Annotated in this window: 17 protein-coding genes and 1 pseudogene; 16 read left to right on the top strand and 2 right to left on the bottom strand. The window is 42.2% G+C overall.

Going from position 1 to position 15833, the window contains the following annotated elements:
• The first annotated feature begins 53 nt into the window (after positions 1 to 53).
• A complete protein-coding gene (locus tag HCJ54_RS15715; protein WP_425324804.1) occupies positions 54 to 377 on the top strand; it encodes a VanZ family protein in 324 nt (107 codons plus the stop codon).
• A 239-nt stretch (positions 378 to 616) separates the two neighbouring features.
• On the opposite strand, the gene HCJ54_RS09695 is transcribed toward HCJ54_RS15715, so the two are convergent.
• Complete coding sequence (locus HCJ54_RS09695) at positions 617 to 1489, bottom strand: helix-turn-helix domain-containing protein (RefSeq protein ID WP_187137496.1); 873 nt, start codon at positions 1487 to 1489, stop codon at positions 617 to 619.
• A 449-nt stretch (positions 1490 to 1938) separates the two neighbouring features.
• Between HCJ54_RS09695 and HCJ54_RS09690 the strand changes: the two genes are divergently transcribed.
• From HCJ54_RS09690 to msrA, 15 genes and pseudogenes are all read left to right on the top strand, one after another.
• Positions 1939 to 2079: a hypothetical protein gene (locus HCJ54_RS09690; RefSeq protein WP_187137495.1), complete on the top strand. Its 141-nt coding sequence runs from the start codon at positions 1939 to 1941 to the stop codon at positions 2077 to 2079.
• A gap of 31 nt (positions 2080 to 2110) precedes the next feature.
• Positions 2111 to 2545 carry a hypothetical protein gene (locus HCJ54_RS09685; protein ID WP_187137494.1) on the top strand — a complete coding sequence of 145 codons (435 nt, stop codon included), beginning with the start codon at positions 2111 to 2113 and terminating at the stop codon, positions 2543 to 2545.
• 210 nt (positions 2546 to 2755) lie between these two features.
• Positions 2756 to 3868 (top strand): MDR/zinc-dependent alcohol dehydrogenase-like family protein, encoded by a 1113-nt coding sequence (locus tag HCJ54_RS09680; RefSeq protein ID WP_185409921.1) that lies wholly within the window; start codon positions 2756 to 2758, stop codon positions 3866 to 3868.
• A gap of 18 nt (positions 3869 to 3886) precedes the next feature.
• Positions 3887 to 5134, top strand: a complete 1248-nt coding sequence (locus HCJ54_RS09675; RefSeq protein ID WP_222713007.1) for an MFS transporter — start codon at positions 3887 to 3889, stop codon at positions 5132 to 5134.
• 20 nt (positions 5135 to 5154) lie between these two features.
• Positions 5155 to 5622 carry a ribose 5-phosphate isomerase B gene (gene rpiB / locus HCJ54_RS09670; RefSeq protein ID WP_187137493.1) on the top strand — a complete coding sequence of 156 codons (468 nt, stop codon included), beginning with the start codon at positions 5155 to 5157 and terminating at the stop codon, positions 5620 to 5622.
• On the top strand, positions 5619 to 6617 hold the full coding sequence (locus tag HCJ54_RS09665; RefSeq protein WP_187137492.1) for a dihydroxyacetone kinase subunit DhaK: 999 nt from the start codon (positions 5619 to 5621) through the stop codon (positions 6615 to 6617). The genes rpiB and HCJ54_RS09665 overlap by 4 nt, the downstream gene beginning before the upstream one ends.
• 9 nt (positions 6618 to 6626) lie before the next feature.
• The gene (gene dhaL, locus HCJ54_RS09660) at positions 6627 to 7274 is read left to right on the top strand and encodes a dihydroxyacetone kinase subunit DhaL (RefSeq protein ID WP_187137491.1); all 648 of its coding nucleotides are present in this window, start codon (positions 6627 to 6629) and stop codon (positions 7272 to 7274) included.
• 24 nt (positions 7275 to 7298) lie between these two features.
• Positions 7299 to 8054: an SDR family oxidoreductase gene (locus tag HCJ54_RS09655; RefSeq protein ID WP_187137490.1), complete on the top strand. Its 756-nt coding sequence runs from the start codon at positions 7299 to 7301 to the stop codon at positions 8052 to 8054.
• A gap of 13 nt (positions 8055 to 8067) precedes the next feature.
• Positions 8068 to 10071 carry a transketolase gene (gene tkt / locus HCJ54_RS09650; RefSeq protein WP_187137489.1) on the top strand — a complete coding sequence of 668 codons (2004 nt, stop codon included), beginning with the start codon at positions 8068 to 8070 and terminating at the stop codon, positions 10069 to 10071.
• A gap of 169 nt (positions 10072 to 10240) precedes the next feature.
• Entirely contained in the window at positions 10241 to 11008 is a 768-nt protein-coding gene (locus HCJ54_RS09645) for a DeoR/GlpR family DNA-binding transcription regulator (protein WP_187137488.1), read from the top strand.
• Between the two features lie 387 nt (positions 11009 to 11395).
• Entirely contained in the window at positions 11396 to 11626 is a 231-nt protein-coding gene (locus HCJ54_RS09640) for a hypothetical protein (protein ID WP_187137487.1), read from the top strand.
• On the top strand, positions 11623 to 12786 hold the full coding sequence (locus tag HCJ54_RS09635; RefSeq protein WP_187137486.1) for an immunoglobulin-like domain-containing protein: 1164 nt from the start codon (positions 11623 to 11625) through the stop codon (positions 12784 to 12786). Before HCJ54_RS09640 ends, HCJ54_RS09635 begins: the two co-directional genes overlap by 4 nt.
• 16 nt (positions 12787 to 12802) lie before the next feature.
• Positions 12803 to 12940 (top strand): immunoglobulin-like domain-containing protein, encoded by a 138-nt coding sequence (locus tag HCJ54_RS15705; RefSeq protein ID WP_425324803.1) that lies wholly within the window; start codon positions 12803 to 12805, stop codon positions 12938 to 12940.
• A 342-nt stretch (positions 12941 to 13282) separates the two neighbouring features.
• Positions 13283 to 13501, top strand: a pseudogene (locus HCJ54_RS15470) (bacteriocin immunity family protein); the annotation flags it as partial.
• A gap of 18 nt (positions 13502 to 13519) precedes the next feature.
• Complete coding sequence (gene msrA / locus HCJ54_RS15465; protein WP_342354462.1) at positions 13520 to 14137, top strand: peptide-methionine (S)-S-oxide reductase MsrA; 618 nt, start codon at positions 13520 to 13522, stop codon at positions 14135 to 14137.
• Positions 14138 to 14252: 115 nt separating this feature from the next.
• Here the strand turns inward: msrA and HCJ54_RS09625 are convergent, their stop codons facing one another.
• The gene (locus HCJ54_RS09625; protein ID WP_187137484.1) at positions 14253 to 15728 is read right to left on the bottom strand and encodes a helix-turn-helix domain-containing protein; all 1476 of its coding nucleotides are present in this window, start codon (positions 15726 to 15728) and stop codon (positions 14253 to 14255) included.
• Positions 15729 to 15833: the final 105 nt, after the last annotated feature.

Genomic DNA, 15833 nt, shown 5'->3' with positions numbered 1-15833 from the left:
GTCATCTATGCGCTATTGCATTTAAGTTCTTTTTGAATAAAAATTGGGTGTTTATGATATACTTTACTGTTTTTTATATCTATCTCGCAGGGGTGGTTAATTTAACACAATTTCCTATTTATGCAACAGAAGGTATGACCGGTCAAGGGAACTCTATAAGGGAGGGACTATCACTGATTCCTTTCGCTACTATAGATATTAAGACATATATTTTGAACATATGCATGACGATTCCCTTTGGGGTTGGCCTTCCATCTCTAACAAAAGCATCATGGTCAAAAATGGTCATAGCAAGCTTTTTGTTTACGTTATTAATCGAATCTAGCCAGTTTATTATTGGCGCATCGTTGGGTATATGTATAGAATTTTTGATGTAGATGATATTCTATTCAACTTTGTAGGGTGCATGATAGGGTATGTATTATTTCTATTGTTTAGAAAAGTCCTTAGATATTTTTATAGTGGAGAAACATTCCAAATTCCAATACTATTTAGACACATTATGTAGATGATTTGATTAGGAAGTATGTAAATAGAAACGATAATCGCTAGCATGAAAAAGCTTAGCGATTATCGTTTTTAATTTGTGGCTAAGAAGGGCATAAAGGGAGCCGGTTTAAATTTCCACTTCAATTTTAAACTTCTCCAGAAACTTTGAAAAATGTGAATGTAAGCTATTAAAATCTAAATAATTGATGATAAGCATATTTTTCCTTATGGTTTCATATGCTTGTAAATCTTGCCCAAGTTTGATACAGGCAATCGCATGATTCATTTCTGAACAAACTTTCTCGTAGACAAGAGTATACTTCTTTGCTTTTTCAATTGCTGTTTCCGCAAAATTCTTAGCAGCATCAAAATCTTCATATTCCATGCAAAGTGTAGATAAATTCAAATAAATGTGCTGTTCTGTATGTTGGAATTCCATAAAATATTGAAAGTTATCCAAGCGTTTCAAGGAAGTACGAGAAAATAACAAAGCTTCTTCTACCGTTAAGGAGTAGATAATATTATTAAATAATTTTAATTCATACAAATACCAGTTATCCATCTTGAATAAATATTCCTTGATAGGATTCACAAATTGGATCATCTCATCGTTAACCGTGTGGGTCATATTATATGAAATCAATGCTTTACAAATTAACATATAATGATAATACGTAATATCTTCTGTTTTTTCGTGCAAATCTTTCGCTGTAATAGCTAAATTTTTAAGTTTTTCTGTGTCATTCAAGTTTGCAGCTTCACTAATCTTTGAGCGTATTTGCTGTTTGAAATGCATCTTTTGATCGTTTTGAATAAAAAGGAATTCTTCAAAAACAACATTCAATCTATCAAGGAGTAAGAAAAATTTATCGTAGGATGGAAAATAATTATTAGTTTCAATTTGAGAAAGATGTGAGCGTGTAAGTATGCCATCTGATAACTCTTTCTGTGTGAGGTTTTTATCTTTTCTAATTTTCTTAATGGTTGCTCCAAAATTCATGATAACGCCTCCAATTTTTATTGTGAATTGATGGAAATAAGGAACAAAAACAACAATACTATATAGAATAGCTATATTATTAACCTGTAATGGTTAAACAACAGAAGGGGTGAATACACATGATAGATCCACTGATTTGGGTAATTGATCAATGATTTAGCTGGAAATTAGTTTATGTGGAATTAAATTAGCTTAAATAAAAATTTGAGTGAAAAATAAGACTTAAATCCATTATATAACATACACACTTACTTCGGCTAGCACTTAAGTAAATAAAAATGCTATATTTGGGTCTTATTTGTTAAATAAAGATAAAATCACTAATTTTTGAGATGAATGTGATAGGGTTTCATGAAAAGGGTTCAGGTAGTTTTCTATGTTATATAGTGAACTTGCTTTGGACTCTTTTGTTATAGAAAGCACTAAAAATAAAGAGAGGTAATGCTTATGTGGGGGAGTTTATGTGGAGCCTTGCGGGAGTTAGTCGTAACAGCTATCGTGCTATGTCGGGAAGTTATGTCTTGGTTGGGATTATTCATTCGATATCAAATGAGATGTCCGCATCATGGTGGCAAATCTTACGAGAATAAGAAAGGGTAAACTATTGAAGGGGTTGAAGGCATGTCTAATTTGACGCATTTGTTTACTGGGTCGGCCGTTGCTCATGAGATAAAAATAGAAAATAAGACAAGGCATACGCTTTTCGATACATATTTGGTAAGTGGGGATCAGCGTGAGCAGGGAAATGATTTTCAAGTTGGAGAGAAGCGGAGTTTGTATCTTTCTGCCTCGAATTCAACGGCGTGCGAGCTGAATTTCACGATTCGTGGTGAGGAATATCACTTTCCTTTGCGTGAAAAAATAGATACGCGTAATCAAGCGCCGATTGTCGTTAATATTGTGACGGCCGGGACGGCTAGCTTGGATGTAGAGACGTATCGGGAACAGCAGCAGGGATCAAATGGACAATTGGTTTGGAAGTATCCTAAGATTGTTTGGGGAACAGCAACATTTTCCATCGTGTTCTTCATTATTTGGCTGATGAATGTGCTTTAAAAATAGAAAATTTAGATAGCTGAAACATGATATCGACTTGAAAATCGATAATTGTTTCGGCTTTTTTTGTCTGTATTTTTTATTAGTATCTTCAAAATTTGAAAATAAACGAAAATAAACGAAAATAAATGATTGACAAAGTTAGTAAATAAAAATATAATGGGGAGGTAATCAAGAAAGCGCTTTACTAAAAAAGAAGGAGATGTTCTTATGTGTCAAAAGAGTTCTGGTAATGTTGTATTAGGCAAAGATATCCCTCAAAAAATGAAAGCTATTGTTGCGTATGCCCCTGGTGATTATCGTTTGGAGGAAGTCGCTGTTCCTGAGATTGGGCCTCACGAAATTTTGGTGAAGGTGGAATCGTGCGGAATTTGTGCAGGGGATTTGAAGGCTTTTGACGGGGCTCCTAGTTTTTGGGGTGACGAGAAGCAACCTGCATACATAAAGGCACCGATGATTCCAGGGCATGAGTTTATTGGGCACGTCGTTGGTTATGGGGACCAAGTGACGCAGTTTGAGCTCGGTAATCGTGTTATTTCGGAGCAGATTGTGCCGTGTTGGGATTGTCGTTTTTGTAAGCGCGGTCAGTATTGGATGTGTGAAAAACATGATTTATACGGTTTCCAGAAGAATGTAAACGGTGGCATGGCGGAATATATGAAATTTACGAAAGAAGCGATAAATTATTTGGTTCCGGAGGATTTGCCGATTGAAAAAGCGATTCTGATTGAGCCTTATGCGTGTTCGTTCCATGCGGTGCAACGCGCGAATATTAAGTTGGGTGATGTCGTGGTGCTGGCTGGGGCGGGGACACTTGGGCTTGGCATGATCGGCGCGATTAAGAAGTCTGGTCCGCAGAAATTGATTGTGCTGGATTTGTTTGAGGATCGGTTGGAGCTTGCGAAGAAGTTTGGTGCGGATATGGTGCTGAACCCGGCTAAGGATGATGTCATCACGATTATTAAGGATTTGACGGATGGCTATGGTTGCGATATTTACATTGAGGCGACGGGTGCGCAAAAGTCGGTGGAACAAGGCTTGACGCTGATTCGTAAGCTTGGGACTTTTGTGGAGTTTTCAGTATTTAAGGAACCGGTGACGGTGGATTGGAGTATTATTAGTGATAGGAAGGAGCTCGACGTTCTTGGTTCGCATTTGGGTCCGTATTGCTATCCGCTCGTGATTGAAGGCATTCAAAATGGGGATTTACCTACAGAAGGCGTCGTTACGCATACATTGCCGCTCGAGGATTTTAAGGCTGGTTTTGACTTGGTGAGAAGTGGGGCGGAGTCGCTGAAGGTCGTATTAAATCCAAACCTATAATCGAAAGGGGAACGTGACATGAAAAGTTTAACAAACAGAATCGGTTTGCCGCCGAAATTAATGATGGGGTACGCGGGACTTGTCGTCTTCATGATGGGTGAAGGCTTAGAGCAGGGCTGGTTGTCGCCGTTCTTAGTCAGTGGTGGACTTTCGATTCAGCAGTCGGCATTATTGTTTAGCGTTTATGGGATTGCGGCGGCGCTTGCGGCTTGGCTTTCCGGTGTTTTATCGGAAATGTTTGGGGCGCAGCGAGTAATGACGGCTGGTGTAATTATTTTTATTATCGGTTCGGTGTTTTTTATCTCTGTTGGGTTACCAAGTCATAATTTATACGTCATGATACCGACGTATGCTCTTCGCGGGTTTGGCTATCCGTTATTTGCCTATTCGTTCCTCGTTTGGGTGGCGTATGAGGCGCCTACGGAAAAACTAGGTTCAGCGGTCGGAATTTTCTGGTTTTGCTATAGCGGTGGGCTGAATGTGTTGGGGGCGCTCTACTCAAGCATTGCGTTGCCTTACTTGGGCGAAATGGTAACGCTGTGGAGTGCGCTAGTCTTCGTTGTTATCGGTGCGACAATCGCGATTTTCTTGAACCGTGAAAAAGCAGCGAAAAAAGGGACTGACGAACGGCCAACGATGGCTTATTTATTGAAAGGAATCACGATTGCTTTTGAAAAACCGAAAATCGGGATGGGCGGTATTGTTCGGACGATTAATACATCGGCGGCGTACGGTTTCACGGTGTTTATGCCATTATTCTTCATGGAAATTGGTTTTACACGTGGGGAATGGCTACAAATCTATGCGTGCCTTTGGTCGGTGAATATTATTTTCAACTTATTGTTTGGTGTGATTAGTGATCGGCTCGGCTGGCGGAATACAGTGATGTGGTTCGGCGGCATGGGTTGCGCGACGTTTACGGTGTTGTTTTATTACGTACCGCTTTGGTCTGGCGCGAACTTCTTGCTGACGATGCTGATCGCGGGTTGCTTCGGCGCTTGCTTGGCGGCTTACGTGCCACTTTCGGCGATTATGCCAACGCTTGCCCCTGAAAATAAGGGTGCGGCGATGTCGATTTTAAATTTAGGCGCAGGGCTGAGCACGTTTTTAGGGCCTGCTGTCGTGGGGATTTTTATCGGGAGTTTGGGTACGGTCGGTGTCATTTGGGTGTTCGCGGGACTTTACGTTTTTAGCGCCTTCTTGATGAAATTTGTGACCTTGCCGAAAAATCAGAATTTAGTAGTGCCGGCTGGTTCGGTGGATTAAATGCATTGGAGTGTTGGAAAATGAAAATTGGAATTGGTGCGGATCATAATGCTTTTGGAATGAAGGAGGCGCTGCGACGGCACATCGAGGATTCGGGGAATGAGGTCATTGATTTTGGCTGTTTCTCGGAGAATGAGGTGGATTATCCGGATATCGCGTTTCAAGTGGGGACGGCGATTCAGGCGGGTACAGTTGAGCGTGGCATCTTGGTTTGTGGAACGGGAATCGGTATGTCGATTGCGGCGAATAAGGTACCGGGTATCCGTTCGGCGCAGTGCCACGATGTGTATTCGGCGGAGCGCGCCCAGCTGAGCAATGACGCGCAAATTATAACGCTCGGCGCAAAAGTAATCGGGCTGGAATTGGCGAAGAAAATTGTGGACGCGTATCTGGATGTAGCGTTTGCAGGCGGCCAGTCGAAACGGAAAATTGATCAAATTTCAGATCAGGAGAGAGCCTATTTGAAGACGGGGAGTGTGGAAGGATGAAGAAGTTAATCAATGATGCGGATCATGTGGTAGAGGAAATGATCGATGGCTACGTGAAGGCGTTTCCGCAATATGTGAAGCAACTGGGAAATCCGCGTGCGCTAGTGCGTCAGACGCTGGATGCGGATAAGGTCGGCGTTTTGATTGGCGGTGGTTCGGGACATGAGCCAGCTTTCATGGGTTACGTTGGCGCGGGAATGGCGGATGGTGTGGCGGTCGGGAACATTTTCGCATCGCCGCCGCCGGGTCCGATTGTGGCCGTGACAGAGGCGATTGATCAGGGGAAAGGCGTGGTGTATGTTTACGGGAATTATGCTGGGGATATTATGAACTTCGGGATGGCCGCGGAGATGGCTGATTTGGAGCATGATATTGAGGTGGCGTCTGTGGTCGTGACGGATGACGTCGCTTCGGCTCCTAAAACGGAGATGGCAAAACGGCGCGGCATCGCGGGTGAATTTTTCGTGACAAAAGTGGCGAGTGTAGCGTCGGCGCTGGGCCATGATTTGGCTGGTGTGACGCGGCTTGCGAACCATGCGAATGACGTGACGCGGACGATGGGGGTAGGCTTGTCACCGTGTTCGTTACCGCAAACTGGGAAGCCGAGTTTCACGCTCGCAGAAGATGAAATGGAAATCGGATTGGGCCATCACGGCGAACCCGGTATCGAAAAAGATAAATTGGAGACAGCGGACAAAGTGGTAGACCGTCTCGTTGCAGCTATTTTGGAAGATATGCCGATCGAGACGGGAGAAGAAGTTGCGGTGCTAATCAATGGATTGGGCTCAACGACGCGAATGGAACTGCTGATTATGTTCCGGCGTGTGGAGCAACTTTTGAGCGAGCGTGGTATTCGTATTTACCGGTCATTTATTGGAGATTACAGCACGTCACTTGAGATGGGCGGCAGTTCGGTGACGCTGATAAAATTGGACGCGGAGCTAAAGGAATGCATCGATTACCCAGCTGATTGCCCGATGTATGTGCAGAAATAAGGAGGCGTGATGAGTATGTATAGTGCGAAGAATTTTCGCGATTTTTTGAATATCGTAACAGAAACGATGGAACGGGAAAAAGATTATTTATGCGAACTCGATCGAAAATTAGGCGACGGGGATCATGGCGTGACGATGTCGATTGGTTGGCAGGCGATCAAGAAAGAGTTGGCACAACAGGACGAATTAGATTGTTCAAAATTAGCGGTTCTGGCGGGGAAAACCTTCCTAGAAGCCGTCGGATCTTCGGTTGGTCCGCTTTACGCCACGGGATTTTTGCGCGGGGCGAAGGCGATTAAGGGCAAAGAAATGCTTAGCGACGCAGATTTGACGGCTTTTTGGTTGGCATTTATGGGCGGTGTGAAAGAACGCGGTCAGGCCGAAGTTGGCGATAAAACGATGATTGACACGCTGGAACCAGCGCGGATCGCATTAGAAGGCGCATTTGCCGAATCTGGCAACTTTGAAGAAGCATTCCGCGTGGCAGTGGTTGCAGCAGAAGCAGGCATGATTTCGACTGTCGATTTGCTATCTAAACGTGGTCGCTCTAGCAGACTTGGCGATCGTTCCCTTGGCAATCAAGATCCAGGCGCAACATCAGCCTATCTTATTTTGACGAATTTTCTCGTGAGTTTACCAGAAAGCGTATTGGACTAAAAATCAAATCGAGGAGTGACGAACATGTTCGATAAAAATTTTGCATTAACAGATCAAGTAGCGGTCGTAACTGGCGGTGCAAGTGGGATTGGCCGGGCGATCGTGGAGCTGTTTTTCGAAAAAGGCGCGCGGGTCGTACTCGTGGATATTAAGGCAGATGTAGCCGAAATCGCGCAACACATTGGCGGTGCACGAACGCTCGGCATCCAAGCCGACATTACGAAAAAAGAAAACGTAGAACGTGTGATGGCAACCGTCTTAGAGCAATTCGGTCGTGTCGATATCGTGGTGAATTCAGCAGGTATTGCCCTTCTCGAAAAAGCAGCGGATCTTCCTGAGTCCTACTGGGACAAGACGATGGAGCTGAATCTAAAAGCATCCTTCCTCATCGCGCAAGCAGCGGGAAATGTGATGATCAAACAAGGCCGCGGCGGGAAAATCGTCAATATTGCCTCCCAAGCTTCGGTTGTCGCGCTGGATAAACACGTGGCGTACTGTGCAAGTAAAGCCGCGATCGTCTCGATGACACAAGTTTTGGCGATGGAATGGGCGCCGCATAAAATCAATGTGAACGCCATCTCGCCAACCGTTATCCTGACAGAACTCGGCAAAAAAGCATGGGCCGGAGAAGTCGGCGAAGCGATGAAAAAACAGATTCCGATTGGCCGTTTTGGCTATCCAGAAGAGGTCGCAGCCTCAGCGTTATTTTTAGCAAGCGACGCCGCGAACCTAATCACCGGTGAAAATCTAGTGATCGACGGCGGCTACACCATTCAATAGAAGGAGGACGCATATGTCACTCATGGATCAACAAATGATAAAAACGTTACGCGTACTATCAATGGACATGGTCGAACAAGCGAACTCAGGACACCCAGGCTTACCGATGGGCGCGGCACCAATGGCCTTTACATTATGGAAAAATCATTTAAAATTTAATCCGGCGCATCCGAGCTGGTTCAACCGTGACCGCTTTATTTTGTCCGCTGGTCATGGCTCCGCGCTACTGTACAGCCTGCTTCACGTTTTTGGCTACGATGTGAGCAAAGAAGACCTGCGCAACTTCCGTCAAAAAGACAGCGCCACGCCAGGTCATCCGGAATTTGGCCACACGCCTGGCGTCGACGCAACAACGGGTCCACTTGGTCAAGGTATCGCGATGGGTGTCGGAATGGCCATGTCAGAAGCGCATCTTGCCGCGATATTCAACAAGGAATCCCACGAAGTTATCGATCACCACACGTACGTCTTGTGCGGCGACGGTTGCTTGATGGAGGGCATTTCCTATGAAGCAAGCTCGCTCGCTGGCCATCTGCAACTCGGAAAACTCATCGTGCTCTATGATTCCAACGATATTTCCCTAGACGGCAATCTTGCGCAGAGTTTTTCCGAAGATATAGATTTGCGATTTCGCTCAGCAGGCTGGCAAACCTTGCGCGTCCCTGATGGAAATGACGTCGAGGCGATCAACAGCGCCATTCTCCTAGCAAAAGCCGAGACTAACAAGCCGACTTTGATTGAGATTAAAACTATAATTGGCGATGGAAGCCCAAGCAAGGCAGGCACAGCCGCAGCACACGGCGCACCACTGGGCAAAGCAGAAATCGCTCAAATCAAGAAAAACTACGGCTGGGAATTAGAACCATTCGAATTACCAAAAACAGTCGGCTATCAAAAAGACTACTATTTATCCAAAGGAAATCATCGCGAATCGAAGTGGCTCCAAGCGTTCAACAAATACAGAAACGACTACCCAGAAGAAGCTGAGAAACTGCAACGCCTTATCGACAATCAAGAAACCGCGGATCAAGCACTCGTTTTACCGACATACACGACAAACGATGCCCCGATAGCAACAAGAGACGTTTCCGGTACGCTTTTAAACGAGCTAGCGCCTCAGTTACCAAGTCTATTTGGCGGTTCGGCAGATCTGTCATCTTCCAACAAAACGATGATTAAAAACAGCGATGACTTCCTCGCCAATCACTATGAAGGCAAAAATATCTGGTTTGGCGTCCGCGAATTTGCGATGGGTGGCATTTTGAATGGAATGGCTTTACACGGTGGAATCAAGCCATATGGCGCAACTTTTTTTGTATTCTCAGACTACTCAAGGAGCGCGATTCGATCGGCTGCTCTCATGAATCTTCCAGTAACATACGTGATGACGCACGATTCGATCATGGTTGGAGAAGATGGTCCAACACACGAGCCAATCGAGCACTTAGCCTCATTCCGGGCGATGCCAAACCTCGTCGTTTTAAGGCCAGCAGATGCGAATGAAACGGTTGCCAGCTACAAATACGCGCTAACACAACAAGAAAACCCAGTGATGCTCGTGCTCAGCCGTCAAGCGTTACCAATACTGCCAACGACCGACACAAAAGCTGCGACAGACGTCGAAAAAGGAGCCTACATCCTTGCCGAATCACCAACCGATACGACAGATATGCTCCTAATTGCAACTGGTTCAGAAGTTTCCCTAGCAATGGAAGTACGCGAACGCTTAGCGACAGAACAAATCGGTGCCCGTGTTATTAGTATGCCGAGTTGGGAACTATTTGAACGCCAATCCGCAGACTACCAAGAGGCCATACTCCCAAGCGAAATCACACACCGGATAGCGATCGAGATGGCTTCATCCCAAGGTTGGCACAAATACGTTGGGGACAAAGGTAAGATCATTTCGATTGATACATTCGGAAAATCTGGTCCAGGTGCAGAGCTTGCCGAAGATTTTGGCTTCTCCGCTGAAAAAATTGCCAATCAAGTTTTAGTCGCATTGCAAGAAAGCTGAATAAAGAGAGTCTGAGAAGCAAATGTGTAGGCATACTCAGACTCTCTTTTCTTTACTGTATACTACAAATATTGGTTTGTATGTGGTAGAATTGAAAGTGTGATTTATTGAAAGTAAATAGAAGTAAACGATGAATTACACCATAATATGAAAAAGTAGGTGAAAATCCATGTTCGCAAATCAACGTAGAAGTGAGATTCTTCATATGATTCAAGAACAAAAAACAGTGTCCGTCAATGAGTTGAGCGAGAAGCTTAACTTTTCAGCAGCAACCGTTCGAGCGGATCTAAATGCTATGGAGAAACAAGGATTGTTAATTCGAACACACGGTGGCGCAATGATGAAGGAAAAGGATGAGATCGACAAAAAATACGCCGTCCGTGAAAAGAAGCATAGGTCCGAGAAACAACGTATTGCAGCGGCTGCTTTTGAATATATCGAGGATGACCAATGCATCATACTGGACGCCAGCACCACCTGCTTTGAGCTCGCGAAATTCATCAAAGAATCAACGAAACGCCTCACGATTGTGACTAGCGGATTAACAACAGCAACCATGCTAAAAGAAAATCCGAATTTAACAGTTATCATTATCGGGGGAATCGTGCGCAGCGGCTCCAATTCGATTGAAGGCCTCATCGGACATGAGTTATTGAAGAAAGTAAACGTTGATATACTTTTCACATCGGCCTATGCGCTAAATGCAGTAGATGGACTCACAGATTTTAGTTTATATGAAGTAGAATTAAAGCGAGAAATGGTTGCCACAGCCAGAAAAACAATCGCACTTGTGGATAATAGCAAAATCGATAAAAGCTCCATCGCCACATTTGCAAAAATTGAAGACATCGAATTATTAGTGACAGACCAAGCCCTATCACCCGACTTGGCGGCATATTTTAGTGCTACAAAAGTTCCTATCGATATCGCGAACTAGCAATAGCTAGCTCCTTGCACCTTCATGTGATTAAATTCACTATCGGTTTTGTATACGGATGCAGTGTTTTTTTGCGTATGAGTTTTGACCGCCTTTTCGTTGTCGCACTTCGCTCGTATTTGTACGATAGATTAAAAAGAATCGCAAAAAATGAACCTTTAGTGACAAATGACCAAATTAGCTCTCATAGTTTTTCTTATTATGAGAGGATAACTTAGTAATTAATCTATTCGAAATAATGATGAAAAAGCAATGGAGATGCCAAATTGATAAACAACACACGAATATCCATTCAAGGTCATCCGTTTTTAGTAGTAGATATTACTATCCCGAGAAATGAAAGAGGCTATGATCAATTGAATAACAAAATGAAAAAAAGTCAGCGTATTGACAGTAACATCTATTATAGGAACAAGTATTGTAATACCATCTAACATCCTTTTTGAAACACCAGTAAAAGCGGCATCCGTAAGCTCTAAAATGGCGTCGGATGCAGTAGTAGCGCTTTTCGCAAACAATAACCCAAGCACCAATGTCCTTAAACTGACAACTGATCAGCAGGCAATTGATTCTGCGCAACAATTAGTAGACGCAGCGGTGGGGTTACCGAAACAGTGAGAGCGAACATGCAAGCAGCTATCGTGCAGGCGAAAGATTTATTGAAAGTAAGAAATACACCACTAGACTATAACCTACTTGCGGATGACGCAGATATAACATCAGCAACCATTACAGGAACAGTGGGTAAAGGAATTACAAGTGTGCGCCTACTTATAGATGATGTTGTGAAGGCAAATGGGACACTGAATGCGGACGGAACCTACAGCATTCCCACAAACGATTTCATCACACAAGGCTCAAAAGTAGAAGTAGCCGGATATAATGGTACGAACGAAGTAGCACGAAAAACAGTAAAAGTTAGTAATAATGAAAGACCGCTTGCACCAGGAGCAAATGAAGCGTTAGCGAAGACCATGGCAGTGAATGCAGTTATGGCCCTGTTCCAAGATAACAACCTTACCTCAAATGTACTCAGCCCTATGACGGCCCAAAATATGATTAATGTGGTCCAAACTCTAGCCGTAAGGGACAGCTTGCAACAAGAGTTAGACAAAGCACAAAACTTATTAAATGCAACACAGGCACCAGCGAATTTTAGCCTAACTCTAGCGCCATACAAGCTTGGTAAAGGTAACTATGTCACTGGACAATTTTCTGGGGATATCGCAAAAATCAGTTTGACCGTCAAAAACGTAGAAGGTAGCAAAATCAGCGTGAGCGGATCAGACTTTAAGTACTACGCAAGCAATGTGATTTACAACCAAATAGATCTCGTGATACTAACGGCCTATGACATCAACGGCAAAGTCCTTGTCACAAAAACAGTCACTGTGACAAAAGACGAACCAGTGCTGTCAACGGGGATAATCAATTCTGTAACACCATTCCAGATCGGTACAGAAAGCTATGTCACAGGAACCTTTACAGGTGACATCGTCAAAGTAGAATTACAAATCCATGAAAAGCCATTACAGCGCATTAGCGTAACAGGTGGCACCATCAAATACTACGTGAAACCAAACATCACGAAGACGACCGACAGTGTGGACTTGGTAGGCTATAACGCGGCTGGAGAAGCAGTTAGTAGCAAAAAAGTGACGTTTGCAACGACAGGCACGGGCACGACAAACGGTGATGTGACAGTAGATTCGTTCTCCCTTGGTAAAGATGGCTACGTGAAAGGTCAATTTACAGGTGACGTAGCAAAAATTAGTTAATGCGAAGGGGTCAACAATTAGTGTTCCAACAACAGGACCAGACTTCCAATACTACGCGAAAACATTGATTAAGAATTGGACAGATACGGTTACCTTGACAGCATACAATGCACTTGGTGGCGAGATTAAAACGGTGAGTGTACCAGTACTGTAAGATAATAGAAGACACTAAGAGCCTAAAAATTTTTTAGGCTCTTTCGGCGTGTCGACAAACGCCCATATTTATTAACATTACTATGACAGACATTCCTATTTTTCGTGATTTTTGTTTTTTATGCGATTCCCAACTATTTTTATTAATGCTTGTTTATGCTTTTGGATCTTTTACCTGCATAAAACCATGTATCTTTCGAAAAAAGGGTAGTATATATTATGATGTTTATTTCAATCTGCATCACAGTTTCTCACTTAAGTGTCTCTAATCTTTATGGATTTTAGTTATTGGTTCGTGCAATAATGAGATATAAAAACAAAATAATGAGGGTGGTCCTAAATTATGAAACAGAATCAAGCAGAAGTCACTCGAGATCTCTATAATTTGCTTCTTAATCCAGCTACTCGGGATTGGGAACGTTCGTTATTACGCACCGCAAAGACAGGAATCGATAATGGGGCGAATTTTGACGACCAGATTGCCAAGCTTGAAGCTGATTTGCGTCCACTTGCTTTAAGAAATAACCTAACTCCAGACGTCACCGACTTCTATTTAAAAATTACTGGGAACGCTGCTACTTTGGATTCGTTTGACTTATCAAAACATTATGATGATGACGGACCTCACCAAGCGCGGGCCATATTTGCTGGCGGATGTTTTTGGTGTATGGTGGAGCCATTCGAGACCAAGCCTGGAATCATTGCAGTGACATCAGGTTATACTGGTGGGCATATGGATAATCCAACATATGAGCAAGTAGTGGGTGGCTATACGGGGCATGTGGAAGCTGTAGAGATTATTTTTGATACAACAATCTGGAGCTATGCAGAGCTAGTCGAACTTTATTGGCAGCTGACCGATCCCACCGATGAGTTTGGTCAAATGGCTGATCGCGGTAGTAACTATAGACCGGTTATTTTCGTGGCAAATGAAGAACAACGCCAAATCGCAGAACGTTCCAAACAAAATTTAGCGGCATTCGGAAAATACAAACGGCCGATTGTGACCGCCATAGAACCAACCTCCGTCTTTTGGCCAGCTGAAAACTTTCACCAGCAGTTTTATCAGAAGAACCCGAGAAGGTACAAAAAACTAAAAAGCGCCCGCAAGCAGTTTTTAGCGTTTCAACATATACAAACAAAATGGTGGCGCGGATTAAAGCGATTCCAGAAAAAATCGAATAATGATATCCAATGAAAGATATACGAAGGCTAGTAAGCCAGGCCATGATGGTGGTTTTACCTACTAATCTTCGTATATTTATTTTGTGATTAAAAATTTGGATGTTGTATACTTACTCAGACATAACCAACTATAGTCCCTCTTCCAAGTTTATTTTCTCACGGAATTTATCTTGTATAATCGTTGTTAATTCCGTCCATCTCTCCATGTTTCTAGTTGAATCTAGATAAAATACGTGTTTATTTGGCTTGGCTTTCTCAAGCGTATCCGTCACGATAATATCTGCTTTTGAGTAGTCGTTAGTAACAGAAATATTAGTATGGTTATACAGCGAAGATAAACGATTTTTGATAACATAAATAGCTGTAAAATCCTTCGTCATTTGTAAATAAATATAGACCTTAGGATTTTTCTCGGAATTCACCAAAGAATGCAAAAAATTACATATCATTTCCAGATAGTGTTCATCATCTATGATGGGAGAAAGTTTTTCTTTTATAGCATCAGCTAGATTATCTTCCCTTGGTATATAAATGGTGAGTTTTGGGATATACAGGTCAACAAAACTAAGAAATGCATCTCCGATTAAATTATATAAAGAGATTATAAGTGACAAATAATAGATATAAATATATTCTTTCTCTTCTGATAAAACTAAGGATGTTAGTGTGGAAAAGCGAGTATAGATATCTTTCGAAAGTACACAATAAGGATGTTTTTGAACAGAAAAAATTTTTCCGAGTCGAATTTTTTGTTCTCTGGGAATAATATCTGAAATGAAAATTCTAGAAAGAAAATTAAAAACAAGTATTTCATTTTTTTTGTTAATTTGGCTAAGATGGCCAAACCCATTTTTGTGAAAAATTAGCGCAACGTCAAAGTTATCCTTGATGAGTTCAAAGAATGATAAAAGTTCAGTAGAATCAGGATTTTTAATAAAGTTTTGTTCATTTATTCTAGTATAAAGAATGGCATAAAAAATATAGAGAGATCTTTCTTTTGTATTGGATCTCTTATGAGCGTTTTGTAGCCCTGTTGGAGGAACTGTTGATTTAATTTCATCTATGCTTATATTGGTAAAAGGCCATTCTAAATCCTGAAAAGAATCCTGTAAAAATATGTAAGAAAAAACCCTGATAAACATTTCGTTACCTTCAAGGGAAACCTTGTTATCAGAAATAATTATTTTAATATGATACGGTTTCAAAAATGTGTTTAATTTGTATGTTAATTTGGTGAAGTAGCTCTCTGAAATAAATAATAAATCGAGTACCTCCTGTTTCGTAATTACGGATCTAGTTGTAAGTAGCACGGCATAATTGAATATGACTACAAGTTTCAGCAATTTTAATTTCAAAATATAAGAACATTCTACAGCTTTTTTCTCATACTGCTGGTTCACACGAATAGTGCCCGTATTGTCTGATGTAATGAAGTCTTTCATTGTTAGATATTGATCAAAAGATTGATTGATTCTGACCATGTTCGATTTTACAGTTTGTTTAGAAATCCCTAAAGATGTGGAGATATCTCGTAGCGAGGTTTTCTCTTTTTTGATGATAAAGAATAAAATATTTAGTTCTTTTTGCAAATAGTCTGGAATCAAAATGATACCCCCTTCGTTGTTATTCACAATTAATGTCTAGCGCTAAACACTAATTGTACATACAAAGTCTCAAGTAATAATGTTACTATAGCAGAGTAGGATAAA

Origin of the sequence: Listeria grandensis, from assembly GCF_014322885.1 — a bacterium.
Taxonomy (GTDB): Bacteria; Bacillota; Bacilli; order Lactobacillales; family Listeriaceae; genus Listeria_A; species Listeria_A grandensis.
The sequence above is the reverse complement of the archived record's forward strand: the minus strand, read 5'-3'. Positions and strand labels throughout refer to the sequence as shown.